Source organism: Luteibacter aegosomatissinici (assembly GCF_023078495.1).
Taxonomy (GTDB): Bacteria; Pseudomonadota; Gammaproteobacteria; order Xanthomonadales; family Rhodanobacteraceae; genus Luteibacter; species Luteibacter aegosomatissinici.
On the sequence record NZ_CP095742.1, the window covers coordinates 2,524,463 to 2,546,783 of the forward strand.

General features: G+C 65.4%; 20 protein-coding genes. 7 read left to right on the forward strand and 13 right to left on the reverse strand.

All coding sequences use genetic code 11. The features are described 5' to 3' along the window. Window positions 1-114 precede the first annotated feature (114 nt). From guaA to folD, 3 genes are all read right to left on the reverse strand, one after another. Window positions 115-1,671 carry a glutamine-hydrolyzing GMP synthase gene (gene guaA, locus L2Y97_RS11330; RefSeq protein ID WP_247426348.1) on the reverse strand — a complete coding sequence of 519 codons (1,557 nt, stop codon included), beginning with the start codon at window positions 1,669-1,671 and terminating at the stop codon, window positions 115-117. Between the two features lie 94 nt (window positions 1,672-1,765). Continuing rightward, window positions 1,766-3,220, reverse strand: coding sequence for an IMP dehydrogenase (gene guaB / locus L2Y97_RS11335; RefSeq protein WP_247426350.1), 1,455 nt, complete (start codon window positions 3,218-3,220; stop codon window positions 1,766-1,768). A gap of 155 nt (window positions 3,221-3,375) precedes the next feature. Then, complete coding sequence (folD, locus tag L2Y97_RS11340) at window positions 3,376-4,236, reverse strand: bifunctional methylenetetrahydrofolate dehydrogenase/methenyltetrahydrofolate cyclohydrolase FolD (protein WP_247426352.1); 861 nt, start codon at window positions 4,234-4,236, stop codon at window positions 3,376-3,378. A 50-nt stretch (window positions 4,237-4,286) separates the two neighbouring features. On the opposite strand from folD, the gene L2Y97_RS11345 reads away from it, so the two are divergent. Beyond that, window positions 4,287-4,850 carry a GNAT family N-acetyltransferase gene (locus L2Y97_RS11345; protein ID WP_247426354.1) on the forward strand — a complete coding sequence of 188 codons (564 nt, stop codon included), beginning with the start codon at window positions 4,287-4,289 and terminating at the stop codon, window positions 4,848-4,850. A gap of 88 nt (window positions 4,851-4,938) precedes the next feature. Here the strand turns inward: L2Y97_RS11345 and moeB are convergent, their stop codons facing one another. From moeB to ndk, 8 genes are all read right to left on the reverse strand, one after another. Next, the gene (moeB, locus tag L2Y97_RS11350; RefSeq protein WP_247426356.1) at window positions 4,939-6,108 is read right to left on the reverse strand and encodes a molybdopterin-synthase adenylyltransferase MoeB; all 1,170 of its coding nucleotides are present in this window, start codon (window positions 6,106-6,108) and stop codon (window positions 4,939-4,941) included. A 30-nt stretch (window positions 6,109-6,138) separates the two neighbouring features. Beyond that, window positions 6,139-7,548 carry a ribosome biogenesis GTPase Der gene (gene der / locus L2Y97_RS11355; RefSeq protein WP_247426358.1) on the reverse strand — a complete coding sequence of 470 codons (1,410 nt, stop codon included), beginning with the start codon at window positions 7,546-7,548 and terminating at the stop codon, window positions 6,139-6,141. Between the two features lie 26 nt (window positions 7,549-7,574). After that, window positions 7,575-8,771: an outer membrane protein assembly factor BamB gene (gene bamB, locus L2Y97_RS11360; protein WP_247426360.1), complete on the reverse strand. Its 1,197-nt coding sequence runs from the start codon at window positions 8,769-8,771 to the stop codon at window positions 7,575-7,577. Continuing rightward, window positions 8,768-9,418 carry a YfgM family protein gene (locus tag L2Y97_RS11365; RefSeq protein ID WP_247426362.1) on the reverse strand — a complete coding sequence of 217 codons (651 nt, stop codon included), beginning with the start codon at window positions 9,416-9,418 and terminating at the stop codon, window positions 8,768-8,770. Before L2Y97_RS11365 ends, bamB begins: the two co-directional genes overlap by 4 nt. Before the next feature lie 130 nt (window positions 9,419-9,548). After that, on the reverse strand, window positions 9,549-10,520 hold the full coding sequence (locus L2Y97_RS11370) for a helix-turn-helix domain-containing protein (RefSeq protein WP_247426364.1): 972 nt from the start codon (window positions 10,518-10,520) through the stop codon (window positions 9,549-9,551). 89 nt (window positions 10,521-10,609) lie between these two features. Continuing rightward, window positions 10,610-11,395 carry a type IV pilus biogenesis/stability protein PilW gene (gene pilW / locus L2Y97_RS11375; protein ID WP_247426365.1) on the reverse strand — a complete coding sequence of 262 codons (786 nt, stop codon included), beginning with the start codon at window positions 11,393-11,395 and terminating at the stop codon, window positions 10,610-10,612. Continuing rightward, window positions 11,385-12,509 (reverse strand): dual-specificity RNA methyltransferase RlmN, encoded by a 1,125-nt coding sequence (gene rlmN / locus L2Y97_RS11380; protein ID WP_247426368.1) that lies wholly within the window; start codon window positions 12,507-12,509, stop codon window positions 11,385-11,387. The genes pilW and rlmN overlap by 11 nt, the downstream gene beginning before the upstream one ends. A gap of 8 nt (window positions 12,510-12,517) precedes the next feature. Then, the gene (gene ndk / locus L2Y97_RS11385) at window positions 12,518-12,943 is read right to left on the reverse strand and encodes a nucleoside-diphosphate kinase (protein ID WP_247426371.1); all 426 of its coding nucleotides are present in this window, start codon (window positions 12,941-12,943) and stop codon (window positions 12,518-12,520) included. Window positions 12,944-13,183: 240 nt separating this feature from the next. On the opposite strand from ndk, the gene L2Y97_RS11390 reads away from it, so the two are divergent. The 4 genes from L2Y97_RS11390 (at window position 13,184) to L2Y97_RS11405 (ending at window position 18,592) form a co-directional block, all read left to right on the forward strand. Next, window positions 13,184-13,846, forward strand: a complete 663-nt coding sequence (locus tag L2Y97_RS11390) for a TetR/AcrR family transcriptional regulator (RefSeq protein ID WP_247426374.1) — start codon at window positions 13,184-13,186, stop codon at window positions 13,844-13,846. 37 nt (window positions 13,847-13,883) lie between these two features. Continuing rightward, window positions 13,884-16,253 (forward strand): 3-hydroxyacyl-CoA dehydrogenase/enoyl-CoA hydratase family protein, encoded by a 2,370-nt coding sequence (locus L2Y97_RS11395; RefSeq protein ID WP_247426376.1) that lies wholly within the window; start codon window positions 13,884-13,886, stop codon window positions 16,251-16,253. A gap of 50 nt (window positions 16,254-16,303) precedes the next feature. Further along, complete coding sequence (locus tag L2Y97_RS11400; protein WP_247426379.1) at window positions 16,304-17,512, forward strand: acetyl-CoA C-acyltransferase; 1,209 nt, start codon at window positions 16,304-16,306, stop codon at window positions 17,510-17,512. 153 nt (window positions 17,513-17,665) lie between these two features. Beyond that, on the forward strand, window positions 17,666-18,592 hold the full coding sequence (locus L2Y97_RS11405) for an MBL fold metallo-hydrolase (RefSeq protein ID WP_247426382.1): 927 nt from the start codon (window positions 17,666-17,668) through the stop codon (window positions 18,590-18,592). A 72-nt stretch (window positions 18,593-18,664) separates the two neighbouring features. Here the strand turns inward: L2Y97_RS11405 and L2Y97_RS11410 are convergent, their stop codons facing one another. Beyond that, window positions 18,665-19,939, reverse strand: a complete 1,275-nt coding sequence (locus L2Y97_RS11410; RefSeq protein ID WP_247426385.1) for an NAD(P)/FAD-dependent oxidoreductase — start codon at window positions 19,937-19,939, stop codon at window positions 18,665-18,667. Window positions 19,940-20,046: 107 nt separating this feature from the next. On the opposite strand from L2Y97_RS11410, the gene L2Y97_RS11415 reads away from it, so the two are divergent. Further along, complete coding sequence (locus L2Y97_RS11415; RefSeq protein WP_247426387.1) at window positions 20,047-20,574, forward strand: 3-hydroxyanthranilate 3,4-dioxygenase; 528 nt, start codon at window positions 20,047-20,049, stop codon at window positions 20,572-20,574. Between the two features lie 18 nt (window positions 20,575-20,592). Here the strand turns inward: L2Y97_RS11415 and L2Y97_RS11420 are convergent, their stop codons facing one another. After that, window positions 20,593-21,135, reverse strand: coding sequence for an NUDIX hydrolase (locus L2Y97_RS11420; protein ID WP_247426389.1), 543 nt, complete (start codon window positions 21,133-21,135; stop codon window positions 20,593-20,595). Window positions 21,136-21,291: 156 nt separating this feature from the next. On the opposite strand from L2Y97_RS11420, the gene L2Y97_RS11425 reads away from it, so the two are divergent. Then, window positions 21,292-22,263, forward strand: a complete 972-nt coding sequence (locus L2Y97_RS11425) for a transporter (protein WP_247426392.1) — start codon at window positions 21,292-21,294, stop codon at window positions 22,261-22,263. Window positions 22,264-22,321 lie beyond the last annotated feature (58 nt).

A 22,321-nucleotide genomic window follows, 5' to 3' on the forward strand; every position in this document is an offset into this window, starting at 1 on the left:
GTGACTCCGGTCAACGCAGGCTCCAGCACATTGCTCACGTTGAACTACTAAGGGTTCCTTAGCAGTTCAACGCCAGGTCCGCTGCGTGTCTACAAACCGCTGCCGCGCAGGCCATCACTCCCACTCAATCGTAGCGGGCGGCTTTCCACTAATGTCATAAACAACACGAGAAATACCACGCAACTCATTGATAATACGCGTAGAGCACTTATCAAGGAAGTCGTACGGCAGGTGCGCCCAGTGCGCCGTCATGAAGTCGATCGTCTCCACGGCACGCAGCGCAATCACCCACTCGTAGGCGCGGCCGTCGCCCACGACGCCCACCGAGCGCACGGGCAGGAACACCGCGAACGCCTGGCTCACCCGGTCATACAGGCCATGCGAACGCAGCTCTTCGATAAAGATGGCATCGGCACGCTGCAGCAGGTCGACGTACTCGGCCTTCACTTCACCCAGCACGCGCACACCCAGGCCAGGGCCCGGGAACGGGTGGCGGTAGACCATCTCGCGCGGCAGGCCGAGCTCGACGCCGATGCGGCGGACTTCGTCCTTGAACAGCTCGCGCAACGGTTCAACCAGCTTGAGCTTCATGTGCTCCGGCAGGCCGCCCACGTTGTGGTGGCTCTTGATGACGTGGGCCTTGCCCGTCTTGCTGCCGGCGGATTCGATGACATCCGGGTAGATCGTGCCCTGGGCCAGCCACTTCACGCCTTCGAGCTTGGCTGATTCCTCATCGAAGATCTCGATGAACAGGCGGCCGATGATCTTGCGCTTGGCTTCCGGGTCTTCCACGCCGGCCAGCGCATCGAAGTAGCGCTGCTTGGCATCCACGCGGATGACGTGCACGCCCATGTGCTCGGCCATGGTCGACATGACCTGGTCGCCTTCCTGGTAGCGCAGCAGGCCGGTATCGACGAACACGCAAGTGAGCTGGTGGCCGATCGCCTTCTCCAGCAGCGCGGCGACCACGGAGGAATCGACGCCACCGCTCAGGCCCAGCAGCACCTTGTCGGAGCCGACCTGCTCGCGGACGCGGGCGACGGCATCTTCGATGATGTGCGCGGCGTCCCACAGGGTGGCCGAGCCGCACAGGTCGATCACGAAGCGGCGCAGCAGCTCCATACCCTTCTTGGTGTGGGTCACTTCCGGGTGGAACTGCAGGCCGTAGAAGCGGCGCTCGTCATCGGCCATGGCGGCCAGCGGCAGGCTCGGCGTCGCAGCGGTGGCGCGGAAACCGTCCGGCAGCTTGGTGACGCGATCGCCGTGCGACATCCACACGCCGAGCGCTTCGCCATCGGCCATCACGTTATCGAACAGGCCACACGAGGCAAACGTGACGGTCGCCGGGCCGAACTCGCGATGGTGGCCGGCTTCGACCTTGCCGCCGAGCTGCTCGGACATCGTCTGCATGCCGTAGCAGATACCGAGGACGGGCACGCCCAGCTCGAACACGACCTGCGGTGCGCGCGGCGAGTTATCTTCGGTCACCGATTCCGGGCCGCCCGAGAGGATGACGCCGCGCGGATTGAAGCCGCGGATCTCGTCCGGCGCGTGGTCCCAGGCCCACACTTCGCAATAGACACCGATCTCGCGGATGCGGCGGGCGATCAGCTGCGTGTACTGCGAGCCAAAGTCGAGGATGAGGATCTTGTCGCTATGGATATCGGTCATCGGTACGGCCTGCAGTGGAATTCGGTAGGGCAAAAAGCAGAACGCCCACTGCGAGCGGGCGTCCTGGGTCCACCTGGAAGAGCGCCTGGCGGCGTCAGTCCAGGCGGTAGTTAGGCGCTTCCTTCGTGATCTGCACATCGTGCGGGTGCGCTTCGCGCACGCCGGCACCCGTGACCTTCACGAACTGGGCCTTCTGGTGGATCTCGTCGATATTGGCCGTGCCCATGTAACCCATGGAAGCGCGCAGGCCACCCATCAGCTGATGGATGATGTTGCGCATCTGGCCACGGTACGGCACGCGACCTTCGATGCCTTCGGGCACCAGCTTGTCGGCGTCCGCTTCATCCTGGAAGTAGCGATCCTTCGAGCCCAGCTGCATGGCACCGATGGAACCCATGCCGCGGTAGCTCTTGTAGGAACGGCCCTGGAACAGCTCGACTTCGCCCGGGGATTCCTCGGTACCGGCGAACATGGAGCCGAGCATCACCGAGGATGCACCGGCGGCCAGCGCCTTGGGGATATCGCCCGAGTAGCGGATGCCGCCATCGGCGATGAGCGGGATTTCGCCCTTCAGCGCGGTGGCGACCAGGTCGATGGAGGTGATCTGCGGCACGCCGATACCGGTGACGATGCGGGTGGTGCAGATGGAGCCCGGGCCCACGCCGACCTTCACTGCATCGACGCCGGCATCGAGCAGCGCGCGCGCCGCTTCGCCCGTGACGATGTTGCCGGCGATGACCTGCACCTGGGGGTAGCGCTTCTTCACCCAGCCGGCGCGATCGATCACGCCCTGCGAATGGCCGTGCGCGGTATCGACCACGATGACATCCACGCCGGCGGCCACGAGGGCCTCGACGCGCTGCTCGGTATCGCCACCCACGCCGACCGCGGCGCCAACCACCAGGCGCTCGTGCGAATCCTTGGCGGCATTGGGGTTATCGCGGGCCTTCTGGATGTCCTTCACCGTGATGAGGCCACGGAGTTCGAACGCGTCGTTGACGACCAGGACCTTCTCGATGCGGTTCTTGTGCAGGAGCTGGAGCACTTCGTCCTGCGAGGCGCCTTCGCGCACCGTGATGAGGCGCTCTTCGCGCGTCATGATGTTGCGGACCGGATCATCGTGCTTGCGCTCGAAGCGCGTATCGCGGCCGGTGACGATGCCGACGAGGCGGCCACCGTCGACGACGGGCACGCCGGAGATGTTGTGTGCGCGGGTCAGCGCGATGACATCGCCAATGGAGGTATCCGGGCCCACGGTGATCGGGCTCCGGATGACGCCGGCTTCGAACTTCTTCACCAGGGCCACTTCGGCGGCCTGCTGGGCGGGCGTAAGGTTCTTGTGGATGATGCCGATGCCGCCGTTCTGGGCCATGGTGATGGCCAGGCGGGCTTCGGTCACGGTGTCCATGGCGGCGGACACGATGGGTATATTCAGGCGCAGGCCGCGCGTGAACCGCGTTGAGGTATCCACATCACGGGGAAGTACCGTGGAGTGGCCGGGAACCAGGAACACGTCATCGTAAGTGAGTGCCTCGGCAAGGATGCGCATAGCATTAGTCCCGCGAGTAAATCACGCCATTATACCCCGCATTGCACAAATGCGACAGGGGGTGCGTCAAGCTGACCGCAAAACCCCCATATGTTGTGGATGAGGGTGTTTGGCCGTACGCATGGCTGCACCGCTTATCGCACGCAAGCGCGCTCCTACAACTGGGCGTCCAGGGCGTCGGCAGCTTCGAGGGTGTTTTCCATCAGGGTGGCCACGGTCATGGGGCCCACACCGCCGGGTACCGGGGTGATCCACGAGGCGCGTTCGGCGGCTGGCGCGAATTCGACATCGCCCACCAGGCGCCCATCTTCCAGGCGATTGATGCCCACATCGACAACCACGGCGCCCGGCTTGACCCATTCGCCCTTGACCAGGCCCGGCTTACCGGCGGCCACGACCAGGATGTCGGCCTGGCGAACAAAGCTTTCCAGATCCTGCGTGAACTTGTGGCAGCAAGTTACTGTACAACCTGCAATTAGTAGTTCAAGCGCAAGCGGACGACCCACGTGGTTGGACACACCGACGATGACAGCATGGCGGCCACGGACAGGACGATCCGTGTGGCCCAGCAGCGTCATCACGCCCTTGGGCGTGCACGGGCGCAGACCAAAGCGACGCAGGGCCAGGCGGCCGACGTTCACGGCCTGGAAGCCATCGACATCCTTGCGGGCATCGATGCGGTCGACCAGCGCGTCCTCATCGATGTGATCCGGCAGCGGCGACTGCACGAGGATGCCGTGCACGGCCGGATCGGCGTTGAGGTTATCGATGAGCGCGAAGAGCTCTTCCTGCGATGTTTCCGCAGGAAGGTCATAACCGAACGACTCGAAGCCGACGTGCTGGCAAGCGCGGCGCTTGTTCTTCACGTACACCGCGGAAGCCGGATCGGTGCCGACCAGCACGACGGCAAGGCCCGGCTTGCGGCGACCTTCCGCGACGCGCTTGGCCACGCGCAGGCCGATGTGATCAAGCAATTCGTGGGCGATGCGCTTGCCGTCGAGGATACGTGCCGTCATGGAAAGTTCGCCCTGCGAAAAGCGTTGCATTATCCGTGATTTAATGGGGAATGACCATTGATACCGTGCCCTACCCACATGACCTGACCGATGGCGTGGTGCGCCTTCGCGCCTACCGCGACGACGATGCCGAAGCCCTGGCCGAGGCCGTACGCGAATCGGTCGCCACCGCCGGCGCATGGCTCAGCTGGGCGCGCGCAGACTACGACACGGCGACGGCGCAGGATTGGATCCGGTTGTGCAAACAGGCATGGCTCTTGGGCGACGGGTTCGAAATGATCATCGTCGATGCCCACACCGATCACTTCCTGGGCGGCATGGGCGTGAACCAGCGCAACCGCGAGCACCGCTTCGCGAACCTGGGTTATTGGGTGCGCGAGAGTGCGCAGGGCCGGGGCATTGTCACCCGCGCCGGCAAGCTGGCCTTGCGCTGGGCGTTTGAGGTGGCAGGTGTGAGCCGCATGGAGATTGTCGCGGCGCACGACAACCTGCCGAGCCGTCGGGCCGCCGAACGCATCGGAGGTCGTTTCGAAGGAATGTTACGCAACCGATTGGTTATCAACGATAACGAAGTAGATGCCGCGATGTATTCCGTCATTCCCGCAGACCTGTAGGAGCCCACCCTGTGGGCGACCGCTCTCGCGAAAGCGCCCCAAGACCTGAAGCGCCATCTCGAAAAGATGTCGCCCACAGGGTGGGCTCCTACAGGTTCGCGGCGCACATGCGCTCGAGGTCGGTGTACCCCTCGAAGCGCGCATCGGGCCCGCAACCGGGGCACGCCGGATCGCGGCGCAGGGTGAGCTCGCGGAAGCGCATGGCAAGGGCATCGTACGTCAGCAGGCGGCCAACCAGCGGCTGGCCAAGCCCGAGCACCAGCTTGATGGCTTCGGTCGCCTGCACCAGGCCCAACGTGCCCGGCAGCACCCCAAGCACCCCTGCCTCCGCACAATTGGGCGCATCCGCCGCGGAAGGCGGCTCGGGGAACAGGCAGCGGTAGCACGGCGAATCCTCGCGGCGCGGGTCGAACACGCTGGCCTGGCCGGTGAACCGCTCGATGGCTGCATAGACCATCGGAATGCCCAGGCGCCGCGTCGCCGCCGCCAGCAGGTAACGCGTGGCGAAGTTGTCCGCGCCATCCACGACCACGTCGTGGCCGCGGATGAGCGTCTCGACGTTTTCCGCGCGAAGGCGGTCCGCCACCACCTCAACCTGCACCCGTGGATTCAACGCCAACAGCGTCATGCGGGCGGATTCGGCCTTGCCCATCCCTACCCGCGCATCGGCATGCACAACCTGGCGGTGCAGGTTCGAACGCTCCACGCGGTCATCATCGATCACCGTGATGTGGCCGATGCCGGCGGCGGCGAGGTAAAGCAACGCCGGGGCACCCAGGCCGCCTGCGCCGATCACGACGATGCGAGCCGAGGAGAGTGTTGCCTGACCCGCTTCACCGACCTGCGGTAACAGGATCTGGCGGCTGTAACGCTCGGTGGCGTCGCTATCAAGGGCTCCCGCGCTAACGGGAAGGCCTGCCGCCTTCCAGGCGGCCATGCCGCCCGCCACGGAGTGCACCCGGCGGTAGCCCATGCGCTGCAAGGCCTCGCCAGCCAGCAGCGAGCGCTGGCCACTGCCGCACAGCAACAGCACATCGCGATCACGATCCGGCTCGATCTGCTCGATACGCAGCTCCAGGAACCCACGCGAGAGGCCTACGGCGCCGGCAGGCGATCCCGTAGCCCGCTCATTATCCTCACGCACATCGACCAGCAAGGCCCCACCCAACTGGCGGGCCAGCGCCTCGGTCGAGGTGATTTCAGGGACGCGACCGCGCAGGTCTTCCAACCAGCGTTCGCGATCGAGGCCTTCGGTCATGGCGGGCACCTTTATCAAGGTGCGGCGCGCTTACTTGTCGCGCCGCTTCGCGTTGCGGATCAGGCGCTGGCGCTTGCGCGCCTGGCTGGCAGTCAACACGTTCTTCTTGCCGGCAAACGGGTTTTCACCATCGCGGAAGTCGATACGGATCGGCGTGCCTTCCATCTTGTAGCGCTTGCGGAAAAAGTTTTCCAGATAACGGCGGTATGCCGGCGCGATGTGCTTCGTGCGGCTGCCGTGGATGACGATGGTGGGCGGGTTGTTTCCACCCGGGTGCGCGTAACGCAGCTTCGGCGCATGGCCGCGAACCAGCGGCGGCTGGTAAGCCTCGTAAGCCTTCTCCACCGCACGAGTCAGGTCGCTGGCGGTCAGCTCCTTGGTCGCGGAGGCATGGGCGCGTACCACGGCACGCATCAGCTCGCGCATGCCCGAACCGTGCAGCGCCGAAATAAAGACGATCTTGGCCCAGTCCGCGAACTGCAGGCGGCGCTCGAGCGCCTGTACCGTCTGGTCGCGCTGGTACGCGTCAAGGCCATCCCACTTGTTCACCGCCACGACCAGCGCGCGACCTTCCTCGATCACGTGGCCGATCAGGGTGAGGTCCTGGTCTGCCAGGTTCTCGCGCGCATCGATCATGATGACCGTGACTTGCGCGGCCGAGATCGACTGCAGGGTCTTGATGACGCTGAACTTCTCGACGGCCTCCTCGACGCGGGCCTTGCGGCGCACGCCAGCGGTATCGATCAGGGTGTAGCGCTTGCCGTCACGCTCGAGCGGCACGCGAATGGGATCGCGCGTGGTGCCGGCCAGATCGGACACGATCAGGCGGTCTTCGCCCAGCAGGCGGTTGATCAGCGTGGACTTGCCGGCGTTCGGGCGGCCAACGATGGCCACGCGGATGCCCTGCTCTTCCAGCGGGATGCGGCCTTCGGCCTCTTCATCCTCGTCGGGCGGCAGGTGCGGCATGATCTGCAGGATGAGCTTGTCGACGCCACGATTGTTCGCGGCCGACATCGGCATGGTTTCCGCCACGCCGAAACGGGCGAACTCGCCCATGGCGGAAGGCTCATCGACGCCATCGGTCTTGTTGACCGCGACAATGATCGGCTTGCCGCTGCGACGCAGCTCGCTGAGGATGCTGGCATCCAGGGGCAGGATGCCGTCACGGGCATCGACGACGAACACGAGCAGGTTCGCTTCGGCAATCGCCAGGCGAACCTGCTGCGCGGTCAGGCCTTCAATGCCTTCCTCACTGCCGGAAAGGCCACCGGTATCGACCACCACGAACGGACGCTCGCCGACATGGCAAACGCCGTAGTGGCGGTCACGGGTGACACCGGGCATATCAGCGACAAGAGCATCCCTGCTACGCGTCAGCGCATTGAATAGGGTCGACTTACCGACGTTGGGGCGGCCGACCAGGGCGATGACGGGCAACATGGGAGTAGCTAAGGTCCTTCAGTAAATCAATGAGCGACGCGGTACGCGCCGACGTGGCCTTCCACGTCTTCCACGTACACGGTGTCGCCGGAAACCACCGGCTGCGCACGAATGGCCTTCTTCGACAGGCGCTCGCGGCCGACGATCTTGCCGTCGCTATCGTTCAGCCAGTGAATGTGGCCATCCAGGTCACCGACGACCACATAGTTACCCTGTGCGGCCGGCGCGGTCACCCAGCGCCACTTCAGGGCATCGTTCTTCCAGATGTTGGCGCCGCTGCTCTTGTCGAACGCGAACACCTGGGAGGTATCGTCCGCGCCGAACACCGAGTTGTCGTGCACGTCGATCGAGGTGAACGTCGAGAACTTGTGGTTCCACAGCGGGCGACCGCTGGGGCCGTCGAACGCAGCCAGGTCACCATGGTAGGCCGCGCCATACAGCGTGCTGCCGTCAAGCGTGATGGCGCCATCGGCGTCGTTCAGGCGATCGATTTCGGTACGGCCTTCGCCGCTGGCGAGGGTCTGTTCCCAGAGCTTTTCGCCGTTATCCAGGCGGATGGCGACCAGCTTGCCGGCATCGCTGCCCATGAACACGACACCATTGGCGACGAGCAGGCGGCCATTGCCGCGCAGGCTGAGCAGCGGCACCTGGGACTGATCGTAGACCCAACGACGCTCACCGGTCTTCGCATCGAGACCATACACGCGGCCATCGTTGCAACGGACCACGACCAGGTCGTTCACGACGACCGGGGCGGTAACGACCTCGGAGGAGACTTCAGCTGCCCAGCGGCGCTCGCCATCCTTCGCACCCATGGCATACACGTGGCCATCGAGCGTACCGACGGCAAGCAGGTCGCCGCTCACACCCGGGCCGCCGGCGAAACGCGAATCCTCGCGCTTGTCGTCGCCCCAGCCGAACCAGCCGTGCTGGCGGATGCTCTTGGACCACAGCGTCTTGCCGCTGGTGGCATCGAACGCGGCGATCTTGCCATCGGTGCTGGCGGCATAGACCACGCCATCGACCACGGCCGGACGCATGCGGATGCCGGATTCGGCGGCGCCGTCACCGACGCTGTTCTTCCACAGGCGTTCTACCTTGATGGACGGCTCGAACTTCTTGTCGAGCGGGGTCGGCGGTTCGACGTTTTCCTTCTTGAACGAATGGCAGCCGGCCACAGCGGCCAGCGACGAAGTCAACGCGATTGCCCAGAAACGTTTCATGCACCCTGCTTCCCGGCCACAGCCAGATCATCGAGTTTGGTTTGAACCACACCGCGTTGCGGTGCGCTGTCGCCCATGGCGGCGATCGCCGCCTCGTAGGCCTTGCGAGCGTCGTCCTGGCGTCCCAGCTTGACCAGCACATCGCCGCGGAGTTCCTGTGCGGAGGCCGCAAAGTTCTTGCCCGGCAGCGCATCGAGCGCCGTAAGCGCTTCCTGCGCCTTGCCCTGGGCGTACTTCAACTGCGCCACGCGCAGGCTCACGAGAGCCTTGAGCGTCTCATCCTTGGCGTGGGCCTGGGCCCAGTCGAGATCGCCCGCGGCCTTGTCGAACTGGCCTGCCAGCACGTTGCGCTGCGCGCGCTCACTGGCGGCGAACACGGCCCACGCCGTATCCGAGTACTCCTTCATCAGGGTCTCGGTGCGGACATCGGATTCGGTGGTCTTGTTGATCGCAGCGGCGGCCTGGAGCGCGCTGTACTCGCCAGCGGCAGCCTGCTCATGGTTGGCGCGGTGCGACTTCCACTGCTGCCAGCCAAAGATGAGCACCAGGCCGAGGGCGATGCCAACGGCGATGGAAACGCCGTTCTTGCGGAGCCACTGCTGGACGCGTTCGCCCTGTTCGTAATCGTCGTAAACGTCGAATGCCATGCAATCACCCACTGCGCCCAAAACGCAGCAAACCTTGGAGGAAACGGGACCGAGCCGGCCGTCCGGGGACGGCCGCGCGGATCAATAGGCAAGGATACCCGAAAAGCGCCGCAAGGCGGCGCCGGGTCAATCAGTAGGCGACCGGCGCGGCCTTGCCATCACGCACATCCACCCGGAAACGGGCGACGTTGGCGCGGCGGAAGGTTTCGATGGGCACCGGCTGACCATCCACCGAGGCCTGGGCCCCGTTGGCATTACCGATACGCACATCGAGGGCGCTATCGCTGTGGTACGACTTCTGCGTACCGGCAGGAAGGATGCCGTACTCAAGGCGCTGGCCCGCGGCATCGGTCACTTCCACCCAGCTGGCCGCCGGGAGGTTGAGCGTCAGGTCGTGGCCCCCCTGGCCAGCAACCGCTGCCGCCGGGGCGGCCGCGCTGGTAGCCAGCGGGGTCTTCGACGCACTGTGGTCCAGCGGCGGGAACATGGCCATGCTCGCCAGCACGGGCTGCTGGTCTTCCGGATGCGCTTCAGCCGGCGTAGCGGCCTGCGGCTGCGCCGCCGATGCGATCACCGTGGCGCTGCTCGAGGAAGCCGCCGGGGCATCCTGCTGGGCCACCGGCGTGGCATCCAGCGGCGCAAGGCGCGGCATGTCGCGATCGAGCGTGCCACGCACGCCCAGCCACACCATGGGCACCACGATGATCGCGGTGAGCACGACATAGGTCGCGGCCGTGACATAGCGCTCGAGCAGGTAGCGCGAGTGCGACACACCACCCGTGACCACCAGGTCGGGCTGGCGCTGGGCCGGCGCCAGGCGCGACAGCTCGGCCTTGATGGCCTCGTCATCCACGCCGACGTGGCGACCGTACTTGGTCAGGTAGCCACTGAGGTAAACCTGGTAATCGATACCACCGTACTCGCCGGCCTCAAGCTGGCGCAGCAGGCGCACAGGCAGGCGCAGGGCCTGGCCACATGCCTCGATGGTGTAGCCACGCGCCTCGCGCGCGGCACGCAGGCGGGACCCGAAATGGTCCTCGTGCGCGTGATCGATCAGGACGCGGCCACCATCGGCGGCCTGGGAATCAGTCTGCGGGTCCATGGCGTCCTCCCTGTGTTTAAAGGGCTCGATGCCGGCGAACAGATCCTGTTCGCGTCCGTCGCGACCGTTGGAATTCGACGATGCAGTGGTCATTGACGTGCAGTGGCTTCGAGAGCGTGCGCGGGTTCCGAATCCGGGAACTTTTCACGCAGGCGTTTGGCATAGTCCTGGGCAACCTCCCCGTTGCCCAGACGGAGCTCGATATCGTGACCGAGCTTCAACGCATCGGGGCTGGCCACGCCCAGCGCGTCGAAACGCTGGAGAAATGCCCTTGCCCGAAATGCATCGTTCTTAAGGTACAACACGTTCGCCATTTGAAACAGGGCGTCCGGGTTCTTCGGATTGCGATCGAGCGCCTTGCGCAGATAAACCTCGGCGGCGCCGTAATCCTGGGCCTTCATTTCGCACGTGCCGGCATTCGATAGCGCGACATCGGGCGTGGCGTAGAAGGGATCGGCAAGCGCGCGATCAAAATAAGGCTTGGCGTCGGCGGCACGACCCTGCTTGCACAGGAAAACGGCCAGGTTGTTGTTCGCATCGCCCTTCTTCGGGTCGAGCTCTACCGCCTTGCGGTACTGGACTTCGGCATTCGCCGGATCGTTGATGCGCTCGTAAAGCACGCCGAGCACGGTATGCGCCGGGGCGTAGGTGGGGTCGAACTGCACGGCCTTGTTGAGCTTGTCCATGGCACCCTCAAGGTTGCCCTGCTCCATGTACTTCGTGCCCAGATCGGTATGGACTTCAGCGCCGTGCCGGCGCTCATCCGCCTTGGTGTCCTGCTTCAGCCGCGCGCCGGGGCCATCACCACCGGTCGTCACGCAGCCAGCGCACGCCATCGCGAGCGCCGCCAGCATCCCCCACCGCTCAAGCCGCATTCACTACCCCTTCCTCGAGTTTCTTGCGGAACTCCGCCTGCCGGCGGGTACGGTCCACCACCTGCCCCTTCAGCTGGCCACAGGCGGCATCGATATCGTCGCCGCGGGTGCGGCGCAGCATGGTAAGCACACCGGCGTTCAACAACTGGGTCTGGAACGCGCGGATTTCTTCCGGCTCGGAGCGCTCGAAGCGCGTGCCCGGGAACGGATTGAACGGAATGAGGTTGACCTTGTTGGCACCCGGCAGGCGGCGCATGAACTTGATCAGCTGGCGCGCATGCTCGGGGCGGTCGTTCACACCCTTCATAAGGGTGTACTCGAACGTGATGGTCGTGCGCGGCGCGCGGCGGATGTAGCGCTCGCACGCCCCGGCCAGCTCGGCCAGGTTGTAGCGCTTGTTCAGCGGCACGAGTTCGGTCCGCAGTTCATCGTTGGCCGCGTGCAGCGACACGGCCAGCGAGACATCGCTCTCGGCCGAGAGCTTGTCGATCATGGGCACCAGGCCCGCCGTGGAAAGCGTGACGCGCTTGCTGGCCAGGCCGAAGCCCAGGTCATCGCGCATCAGGCTCATGGCCTTCACCACGTTATCGAAATTGAGCAGCGGCTCGCCCATGCCCATCATCACCACGTTGGTGATGCGGCGCTGCTGGTGCGTGACGTTGCCCAGGAATTTGGCCGCCACCCACATCTGGCCAATGATCTCGGCCGTCGACAGGTTGCGGGAAAAACCCTGCGTTGCCGTGGAGCAGAACTGGCAGTTCAGGGCGCAGCCCACCTGGGAGGACACGCACAGCGTGCCGCGGGTGGGCTCCGGGATATACACGGTCTCGATGGCGTTGCCGCCATCCATGCCGAGCAGCCACTTGTGGGTACCGTCGACCGCGCCCTTTTCGAACACGGTGGACGGCGGCCCGACATAGCAGCTGGCATTGAGCTTTTCGCGAAGGGCCTTGCCGACATCGGTCATGTTCTCGAACTTGTCTTCGAGACGGTGGTAGATCCACTTCATGACCTGGTCCGCGCGGTACGGCTTCTCACCCAGGCTGGCGAAGAAATCGCGCAGGCCCTGGCGATCGAAGTCGAGCAGGTTGACCTTGTCGGCAGGCGTATTCACGGCAGTTCTCAGTGCGAAACGACGTCCGAGTCGTTGAAGAAGTACTTAATTTCGTTGGCGGCGTTCTCGAGCGAATCCGAGCCATGGACGGCGTTGGCATCGATCGACTCGGCGAAGTCGGCGCGGATGGTGCCGGCAGCCGCTTCCTTCGGGTTGGTGGCGCCCATGAGGTCACGGTTCTTGAGCACCGCGCCTTCGCCTTCCAGCGCCTGGATCATCACCGGGCCGGAGATCATGAACTCGACCAGCGCGCCGAAGAACGGACGCTCCTTGTGGACGGCGTAGAAGCCTTCGGCCTCTTCGCGGGTCAGCTGCTTCATCTTGGCGGCCACGATCTTGAGGCCGGCCTTTTCAAAACGGGCCAGGATTTCGCCAATGACGTTCTTCTTGACGGCGTCCGGCTTGATGATCGAAAGGGTGCGCTCCAGCGCCATACGGGTACTCCGGGAAAGGATTGAAGAAACAGATAATGCCGAGGCCCGTCAGGACGCCCGGTGAAAGTTTGATGGCAAAGCCGTCAGGAATGACTGACTTAGCTCACGAATTCTTGACGGATTCTAGCTCATTCGCAAGCTGATTGCAGGCTTGTGCAGCGCACATTGACCACCAAATCAGGGCAGGCGTATTCTCAAACGATCGTTTGATTCAAACTGACCCCGCCGGAGTGGCCCGCCATGACCCCTGCCCCTTATGCCTCACGTGAGCGCAGTACGAAGGAACGGATCCTGGGCGCCGCCGAGGCCCTGTTTGCCACCCACGGGTTTGCCGGGGCCTCGCTCCGCCAGGTCACCGCCGCCGCCCGGGTGAACCTGGCCGCGGTGAACTACCATTTCGGCTCCAAGGACAAGCTCATCGAAGAGGTGTTCCGCCGCCGCCTGGACGAGCTGAACAGCCGCCGCCTGGCCGCGCTGCACCGTCTCGCCGGCAAGGAAGACACCTCGCTGGAGGATGTCCTGGACGCCTACATACGGCCTGCGCTGGACCTGTCGCGCACCGACGGCGGCGGCGCCGCGTTCGTCCGCGTGCTGGCCCGGGCCTACGCCGAGCACAACGAGACCCTGCGCCGGTTCCTCTCCGAGAACTACGGCCACATCCTGCGCCAGTTCGCCAGCGAATTCGCCCGCCTGCTGCCTGGGCTGGCCAAGGAAGACATCTACTGGCGCCTGGATATCGTGACCGGCGCGCTGACCTACGCCATGGCCGACTTCGGCATCATCCAGCGCAAGAGCGATGTCGCCGAGCGCGACCACCGCGAAGCCGCCGCCGAACACCTTATCCAGTTCGCCGCCGCCGGCATGCGCAACCCATCCGTTTCGAACGCCCCGGCCAGCCGCTGAGCTGGCCGGGACGACTATTTGCACCCTGGAGATCACCATGACCGCAACACCGCTACGCATTCGCAAGGCCGCGGTACTCGGCGCCGGCGTCATGGGCGCGCAGATTGCCGCGCACCTGACGAACGCCAACGTGGAAACCGTCCTGTTCGACCTGCCCGCCAAGGAAGGTCCGAAGAGCGGTATCGCCCTCAAGGCCATTGCCAACCTGGCCAAGCTCTCGCCGGCCCCGCTGGCTGAGAAGTCGCTGGGCGCCGCGATCATCCCTGCCAACTACGAAGACGACCTGGCCCAGCTGGCCGATGTGGACCTGGTGATCGAGGCGATCGCCGAGCGCATGGACTGGAAGCTGGACCTGTACCAGAAGATCGCGCCGCACGTGTCGAAGACCGCCGTGCTGGCCAGCAACACGTCCGGCCTGTCGATCAATGGCCTGGCCGAGGCACTGCCGGAAGAGATGCGCCACCGCTTCACCGGCGTGCATTTCTTCAACCCGCCGCGCTACATGCACCTGGTGGAGCTGATCCCGACCCGGCTGACCGATGGTGCCGTCCTCGAAGGGCTTGAGGCATTCCTCACCACCACCCTGGGCAAGGGCGTGGTGTACGCCAAGGACACCCCGAACTTCATCGGCAACCGCATCGGCGTCTTTTCGATGCTGTCGACCATGTTCCACACCGAGCAGTTCGGCCTGGGCTTCGACACCGTCGATGCCCTGACCGGCCCGGCCATCGGCCGCCCGAAGAGCGCTACGTTCCGCACCGCCGATGTGGTGGGCCTGGATACGCTCGCCCACGTGGTCAAGACCATGGGCGATACCCTGCCCGATGACCCGTGGCACAAGTACTTCCAGCCGCCGGTGTGGCTGAAGGGCCTGATCGACAAGGGCGCCCTCGGCCAGAAGACCGGCGCGGGCTTCTACCGCAAGGCCGGCAAGGACATCGTGGTGCTCGACCTGCAGAAGCAGGATTACCGCCCATCCGAAGGCAAGGCCTCCGATGAAGTCGCCGCCATCCTCGCGATCAAGGATCCGGCCGAGAAGTTCGCGAAGCTGCGTGCCTCCGCCGATCCGCAGGCGCAGTTCCTGTGGGCCGTGTTCCGCGACCTGTTCCATTACACCGCCTTCCACCTGGCCGATATCGCCGAGACCGCGCGTGATGTCGACTTCGCCATCCGCTGGGGTTACGGCTGGAAGCTGGGTCCCTTCGAGATCTGGCAGTCGGCTGGCTGGCAACAGATCGCAGGCTGGATCGCGGAAGATATCGCCGCCGGCAAGACCATGAGCAGCGCCCCGCTGCCGGCATGGGTGACCGACGGCCGCACCGGCGTGCACGGCAAGGCCGGCTCGTACTCGGCCAGCGCCAACGCCGACAAGCCGCGCTCCACCCACCCGGTCTACGCCCGCCAGGCGTTCCCGGATCCGATCCTCGGTGAAAAGTTCGACCAGGGCACCACGGTGTGGGAGAACGATGGCGTGCGCCTGTGGACCAGCGGCGACGACATCGGCGTGATCTCGTTCAAGACCAAGATGCACACGGTGAACGACCACGTGCTCGACGGTATCCAGCACGCCATCGGCCTGGCGGAGCAGCAGTTCCGCGGCGTGGTGCTTTGGCAGCCCTCGGAGCCGTTCTCGGCAGGTGCCGATCTCAAGGGCGCGCTGGGCCTGCTGCAGGCGGGCAAGCTGGCTGAGTTCGAAGCGATGGTGGCGAACTTCCAGGCCACCAGCATGCGCATCAAGTACTCGCTGGTACCGGTCGTGGCGGCCGTGCGTGGCCTTGCCCTGGGTGGCGGCTGCGAGTTCCAGATGCATTCGGCCCGCACGGTCGCGGCGCTGGAGAGCTACATCGGCCTCGTCGAGGCGGGCGTCGGCCTGCTCCCGGCGGGTGGTGGACTGAAGGAGCTGGCGGTGCGCGCTGCGCAGGCCAACCCGGAAGATCCGTTCGAATACCTGAAGAAGGTGTTCGAGACCGTCGCCATGGCCAAGGTATCGACCAGCGCACTCGAGGCCAAGACCCTCGGCCTGCTGCGCAAGGAAGACATCGTGGTCTTCAACGCCTACGAACTGCTGCACGTAGCGAAGGCCCAGGCACGGGCGATGGCCGAATCCGGCTACCGCCCACCGATGCCGGCGCGCGCCATCCCGGCTGCGGGCGATACCAGCACGGCCACGTTCAAGGCCAACCTGGCGAACATGGCCGAGGGTTACTTCGCCTCGCCGCACGACATCAACATCGCCAGCCGCATCGCCGACACGCTTTCGGGCGGCCGGATCGAGCGCGGCTCCGCCGTGGATGAAGAGTGGCTGCTCGCCCTGGAGCGCAAGCACTTCGTCGAGCTGGCCCAGACCGAAAAGACCCAGGCCCGTATCGCCCACACGATGACGACCGGCAAGCCGCTGCGTAACTGACGCGACCCGCGCTCTAGCCAACGACCTGCCCACTTATCAGGAACCACCCCATGAGCAAGCAAGTGCAAGACGCCTACATCGTCGCCGCCACCCGCACACCGGTTGGCAAGGCGCCGCGCGGCGTATTCCGCAACACCCGCCCCGATGACCTGCTCGCCCACGTGATCCGTGGCGTCATGGAGCAGGCGCCCGGAATCGACCCGGCCCTGATCGCGGACGCGATCATCGGCTGCGCCATGCCCGAGGCCGAGCAAGGCATGAACGTGGCACGCATCGGCGTGCTGCTGGCCGGCCTGCCCGAGCAGGTGCCGGGCGTCACCATCAACCGCTTCTGCTCCTCCGGCGTGCAGGCTATTGCCATGGCCGCCGACCGCATCCGCCTGGGCGAAGCCAACCTGATGCTGGCCGGCGGCACCGAATCGATGAGCATGGTGCCGATGATGGGCCACAAGATCGCGATGAACCCCGCGATCTTCGAGAACGACGAAAACCGCGCCATCGCCTTCGGCATGGGCATCACCGCCGAGAAGGTGGCCGAGCGCTGGAAGGTCAGCCGCGAGGACCAGGATGCGTTCGCCCTGCAGTCGCACCAGAAGGCACTGGCTGCCATCCAGAACGGCGAATTCAAGGACGAGATCACCCCGTTCCAGCTCGATGACCGCTACCCGGACCTGAAGAACCGCACGGTGAAGGAAGACCGCCGCATCATCTCGATCGACGAAGGCCCGCGCGCCGACACGTCGCTCGAGGTGCTCGGCAAGCTGCGCCCGGTGTTCCGTAACGGCCAGTTCGGCGGCTCGGTCACCGCGGGCAACTCCTCGCAGATGTCCGACGGTGCCGGCGCCCTGCTGCTCGCCTCGGAGAAGGCGATCAAGGACTACGGCCTGACGCCGCTCGCCCGCTTTGTCGGTTTTTCGGTGGCCGGCGTGGCACCGGACATCATGGGCATCGGCCCGAAGGAAGCGATTCCCAAGGCGCTCAAGCAGACCGGCATCACCCAGGACCAGTTGGACTGGATCGAGCTCAACGAGGCCTTCGCGGCCCAGGCGCTGGCGGTCATCCGTGACCTCGGCCTGGATCCGTCGAAGGTGAACCCGCTGGGCGGTGCCATCGCCCTCGGCCACCCGCTGGGCGCCACCGGCGCCGTCCGCGCGGCCACGCTGATCCACGGCCTGCGCCGCCGCAAGCAGAAGTACGGCATGGTGACCATGTGCATCGGCACCGGCATGGGCGCCGCCGGTATCTTCGAAGCGCTGTAAACGGCAATCCCACGTCACCGCAGCCGCGGTGACTGCCCAAAATCTGTAGGAGCGCGCTTGCGCGCCATCCGCCGGCAGGCGGCCAGCCCGCCATCGCGTGCAAGCGCGCTCCTACAGATGCATGGTGAACCCATCGGCGGTAGGCTCCGGCCCATGCACGGTATCCACACCATCGACACCGGCTTCGGCCGCCCCGCGTTCGACGCCGCCTACCTGGTGGTGGAACACGGGCGCGGCGCCATCATCGATAGCGGAACAACGCACTCCGTGCCGCGCTTCCTGGATGCGATCCAGGCGGCCGACCTGAAGCCTGCGGATATCGATTGGGTAATCCTCACCCACGTCCACCTGGACCACGCCGGCGGCGCTGGCGAGTTGATGCGACATCTGCCGAACGCCATGCTCGCAGTACACCCGCGCGGTGCGCGGCACATGATCGATCCTTCCGTACTGATCGCCGGCGCAGCGGGCGTCTACGGTGAAGAGGCTGTGCGTCGCGACTACGGCACCATCGTGCCGGTACCCGGGGATCGCGTCATCGAGGCCACCGACGGCTTCGTCGTCGACCTGGCAGGCCGCGCCCTGCTCTGCCTGGATACGCCGGGCCATGCGAAACACCACATCGCGATCCATGACGATCGTGCCAGCGCCTTCTTCACCGGCGATATCTTCGGGTTGTCCTACCGCGAGTTCGATACGGCGAACGGGCCATTCATCATCCCCACCACCTCCCCGGTGCAGTTCGACCCGGACGAAGCCCATGCCTCGATTGAGCGCCTGATGCGCTACGAGCCCCAGGCGATGTACCTCACCCATTACGACCGGGTGGAGGACGTCAAACGCCTGGCGCGCGACCTGCACGAGCAAATCGATGCCATGGTGGCCATCGCGAAGCGGCATGCGGCCGATCCGGACCGCGAGGCACGCATCGCCACCGAGTTCGCCGACCTGTACGTGGGCCGGGCGAAAAAGCACGGCGTGGACATGAGCCCCGACGACATCACCAGGCTGCTCAAGATCGACATCAAACTCAATGCACAGGGCATGATCGTGTGGCTCGATCGCATCGCGAAACGGTAGGAGCGCGCTTGTGCGCGATGGGCGCTCGCGGAAACCGGGATCGCGCGCAAGCGCGCCCCGACGATGGCTTGGCTAACCTTCCAGACGCGACTTGAACCAGTCGGCCAGCTCCATCTTCCAGTACGTTCCCTGCGCCGCCAGGTAACCGAAGGGCCGGTGCACCGGCTCCAGGCCGAACGCCGCATACGCCGGTACGGATTTCTCGCCCGAAGCGATGGCATCGGCCAGCGTCTCGCCGGCCGCGCAGGTGGGTGCCAGGCCATGGCCACCGAACGCCTGTGCATACCAGAGGCCATTACCGTGCGTTCCGACTTGCGGCATCTCATGCCGGGCGTAGCTCATGAGGCCCGACCACGCGTGCTCCACCTTCACGCCTTTCAATGAAGGGAACACCTTCGCCAGGTCGCGGGTAAGCAGCTTCTGCACGGCGCGCGGGCTGCGGTCACGTACCGAAATGCGCCCACCCCAGAGCAGCCGCGTGTCCGGCAGGGGCCGGTAATAGTCGAACGCAAAGCGCGTGTCATAAATGGCTGCTTGCGTCCGCAGGCACTCGGCGAGCCGAGGACCGAGCGGCTCCGTGACCATGACGTAGGTGGCGATCGGCAATACCGCACGATCGATCTCCCGATCGAGGCCCGCCAGGTAACCGCCGCACGCCAGCACGACGTTCGGGGTTTCGATCTCCGCATCGCCGATCCGCAGCAGCCAGCGTGGACCGCGGCGCTCCAGCATACGCACGCGCGAGCCCTCATGGATGGATACGCCGGCGGCCTCCGCCGCCTGGGCCAGGCCACGTGCGTACGCCAGCGGATCGATGTGGAACGCGTTTCGCTCGTACAGGCCATCGTGGTACCGCGGGCTGTGCACGAACGCATGCATGGCATCGGCAGGAATCCACTGCCACTCCGAGCCATAGCACTCGGCAAGGAGTTCCTGCCGCGCGCGGAGCAGGTTTGCATCGCGGAACCAGTTGGCCCACACGACTCCGGCATCCACCATGTCGCATTCAATGCCCAGCGTGGCGATGCGCTGGCGGATCAGGTTCACCGCGGATACGGTCCGGCCGTACAGATCCCGGGCGTGCGGCTCGCCCAGGGTGTTCAGCAGGGCGCGTTCGCCCAACGAATACCCCGCAAAGACGAATCCCCCGTTACGGCCTGATGCCCCAAAGCCGATCGTCTGCGCCTCAAGCAAGACCACATCGCGGACGCCACGGGCCACCAGGCCCAGCGCGGTGTTCAGGCCGGCAAAGCCCCCACCCACGACGACGACCGCCGCTTCCCGCTTGCCTTGCGGCGCAGGACGGGGCGTGGGAGCGGCTTGGCGGGCGTGGTACCACGACGCCATGTAAGGGAATCCTGACGAAACGGAGGGTCGTTGTACGACACGGCGCGGCCGCCGGGAAGACCCTGTGCGGGAGTATCATCCCTCGACACCTCCACGAAGCCTTCCGCATGAGCCTCACGCCTCCCATCGATTTGCAGCGCTGGATCGACGAGCACCGCGCCCTGCTCAAGCCCCCCGTCGGCAACAAGTGCATCGTGGATGGCGATTTCATCATCATGATCGTCGGCGGCCCGAACGCGCGCACCGATTACCACTACGATGAAGGGCCCGAGTTCTTCTACCAGCTCGAAGGCGAGATGGTGCTCAAGGTGCAGGACGATGGGGTGGCGAAAGATATCCCGATTCGGGCCGGCCAGGTGTTTTATCTACCGGCGCGCGTACCACACTCCCCCCAGCGCATGCCCAACTCGGTGGGCCTCGTGATCGAACGGCGCCGGGTCAACGGCGAGCGTGACGGGCTCATGTGGTTCTGCGAGAAGTGCAATACGAAGCTTTTCGATCGCTACTTCGAACTGAAGAGCATCGAATCGGACTTCCCGCCGGTATTCGATACCTTCTACCGCGACGAACAAGCCCGCACCTGCCCCAACTGCGGCACCGTACACCCGGCACCCGCCCGCTACGCCGAGGCGTAAGGCCCGCCTACCACCGCACTAGCGGGCCAGCCACTTGCGGGCCATGCGTCGCAGCGACTCGTCGCTCGCCTCATCCGTGGCTATGTCGGCGACCTGGCGCCAGGCCAGGCCCAGCGATTCCTCGTTCGCTGCGAAATCCTCCGAACCACGTGCCACCACCACGTAGCGCGCGTCGAAATGCCAGTGCGCCGGCTCAGCCCCGCGAGCGGGGATGACGTGCCGGTCGATATCGAACAGATGCGGCAGCACTTCCAGGTCGGTCAGCCCTGTTTCTTCCTCCGCCTCCCGTAGCGCGACACCTGCGAGATTCGCCTCGCCATCGGCGTGGCCGCCCGGCTGCAACCAGCGTTGCAGTTTGCGGTGGTGCATCAGCAGCACGCGCTGCCCATCCGCACTCACCAGCCATGCCGAGCCCGTGAAATGCCCTGCGAGCGTTTCGCGGTGGAACGGTTGCGCCTGGGTGGCGAGCCATTGGCTGAAATGCGCGACGTCAGCCTCGTCTGGATGGTGGTGTGCGTAAGCCGCCAGGGCGGAGGCAAGGGGAGCGAACGAAGGATCCATCAGGGAATTCCGATTGAACGTGAGCGTATTTTCGCACGCAATTTTCAGACAAATCCGATGTCGCCGGCTATCCGGCCCTCCCTAGCATGGCTGGGTGCGCAAGGAGCGCACCGACCTTCCCGCAGCCATACGGCTGCCCCATGCATGGAGCCGCGCATGTCACCGCGTTCACCTCGCCACACCGCCCGCCTTTTCGGCCTGTTGGCCCTTGTCCCAGCCACCACCTTCGCCAGCACCGATCAACCGGCCCTGAATTTCACCGGGCCCCTCGCCACGCCGGCGGTCAACACGCTCCCCGCCGGGATGCTCAACATCGAGCCATACCTCATCTATACCAATGCACGCGCCGCTTACGGCAATGCGGGCACGCGCCACACGCTGCCCGAGCATGCCCGCCAGTGGCACGTGGCGCTGCCCATGATTTACGGCCTGGGCGATTCGACCGCCGTGCAACTCACGCTCAGCGCAGCCCGCACCTCCACGCACAGCGGCCACACCGATGGTTTGCGCATGGGCGATACGGCCGTGAGGGTCCAGCAGCGCCTGACGGGGCCCGGCGCGGACGGCACGGGCTGGGTCTCTGCCGTTTCGATCGCGCAGCGTTTGCCTACGGGGCAGTACCACCACCTCAATACCAATCCGATGAACGGACTCGGCAGTGGCGTGGCCCGTACCACGCTGGCCTACGGCGTGCAGAAGCTGCAGCCGCTTGGTCATGGCCAGGCCCTGCGCTGGCGCGGCCAGGTCGCGTGGAGCCCATCGCCCGGCCGCATCCATGTGCACGGCCCCAGCGTCTACGGCACCAGCCGAGGCTTCCATGGAACGGTCCGCCAGGGGCAGGCATGGAACGCATCCGTGGCCGCCGAATACGCGCTCAACGGCCAGTGGGTACTGGTGGGCGAAGCGATCTTCAACCGCACCGGCACCGTGCATGTGGCCGGCCGCGACGGCAATCAGCACTACGGGCACCGCGACCACAAACCCAGCGAGGACCTGAGTCTCGCGCCGGCGGTGGAATACCACGTCAGCCCCACCCTCGGCCTCATCGCCGGCGTGCAGTTCACGGTCGCAGGCCGCAATGCGCCCGCGTACGTCGCACCGCAGGCTGCACTCAATATGGTGTTCTGACACACCGCACCCGTTCCATCACAACCGCCGTAAGTCATGGTGACTTCCGCCGCCCTCC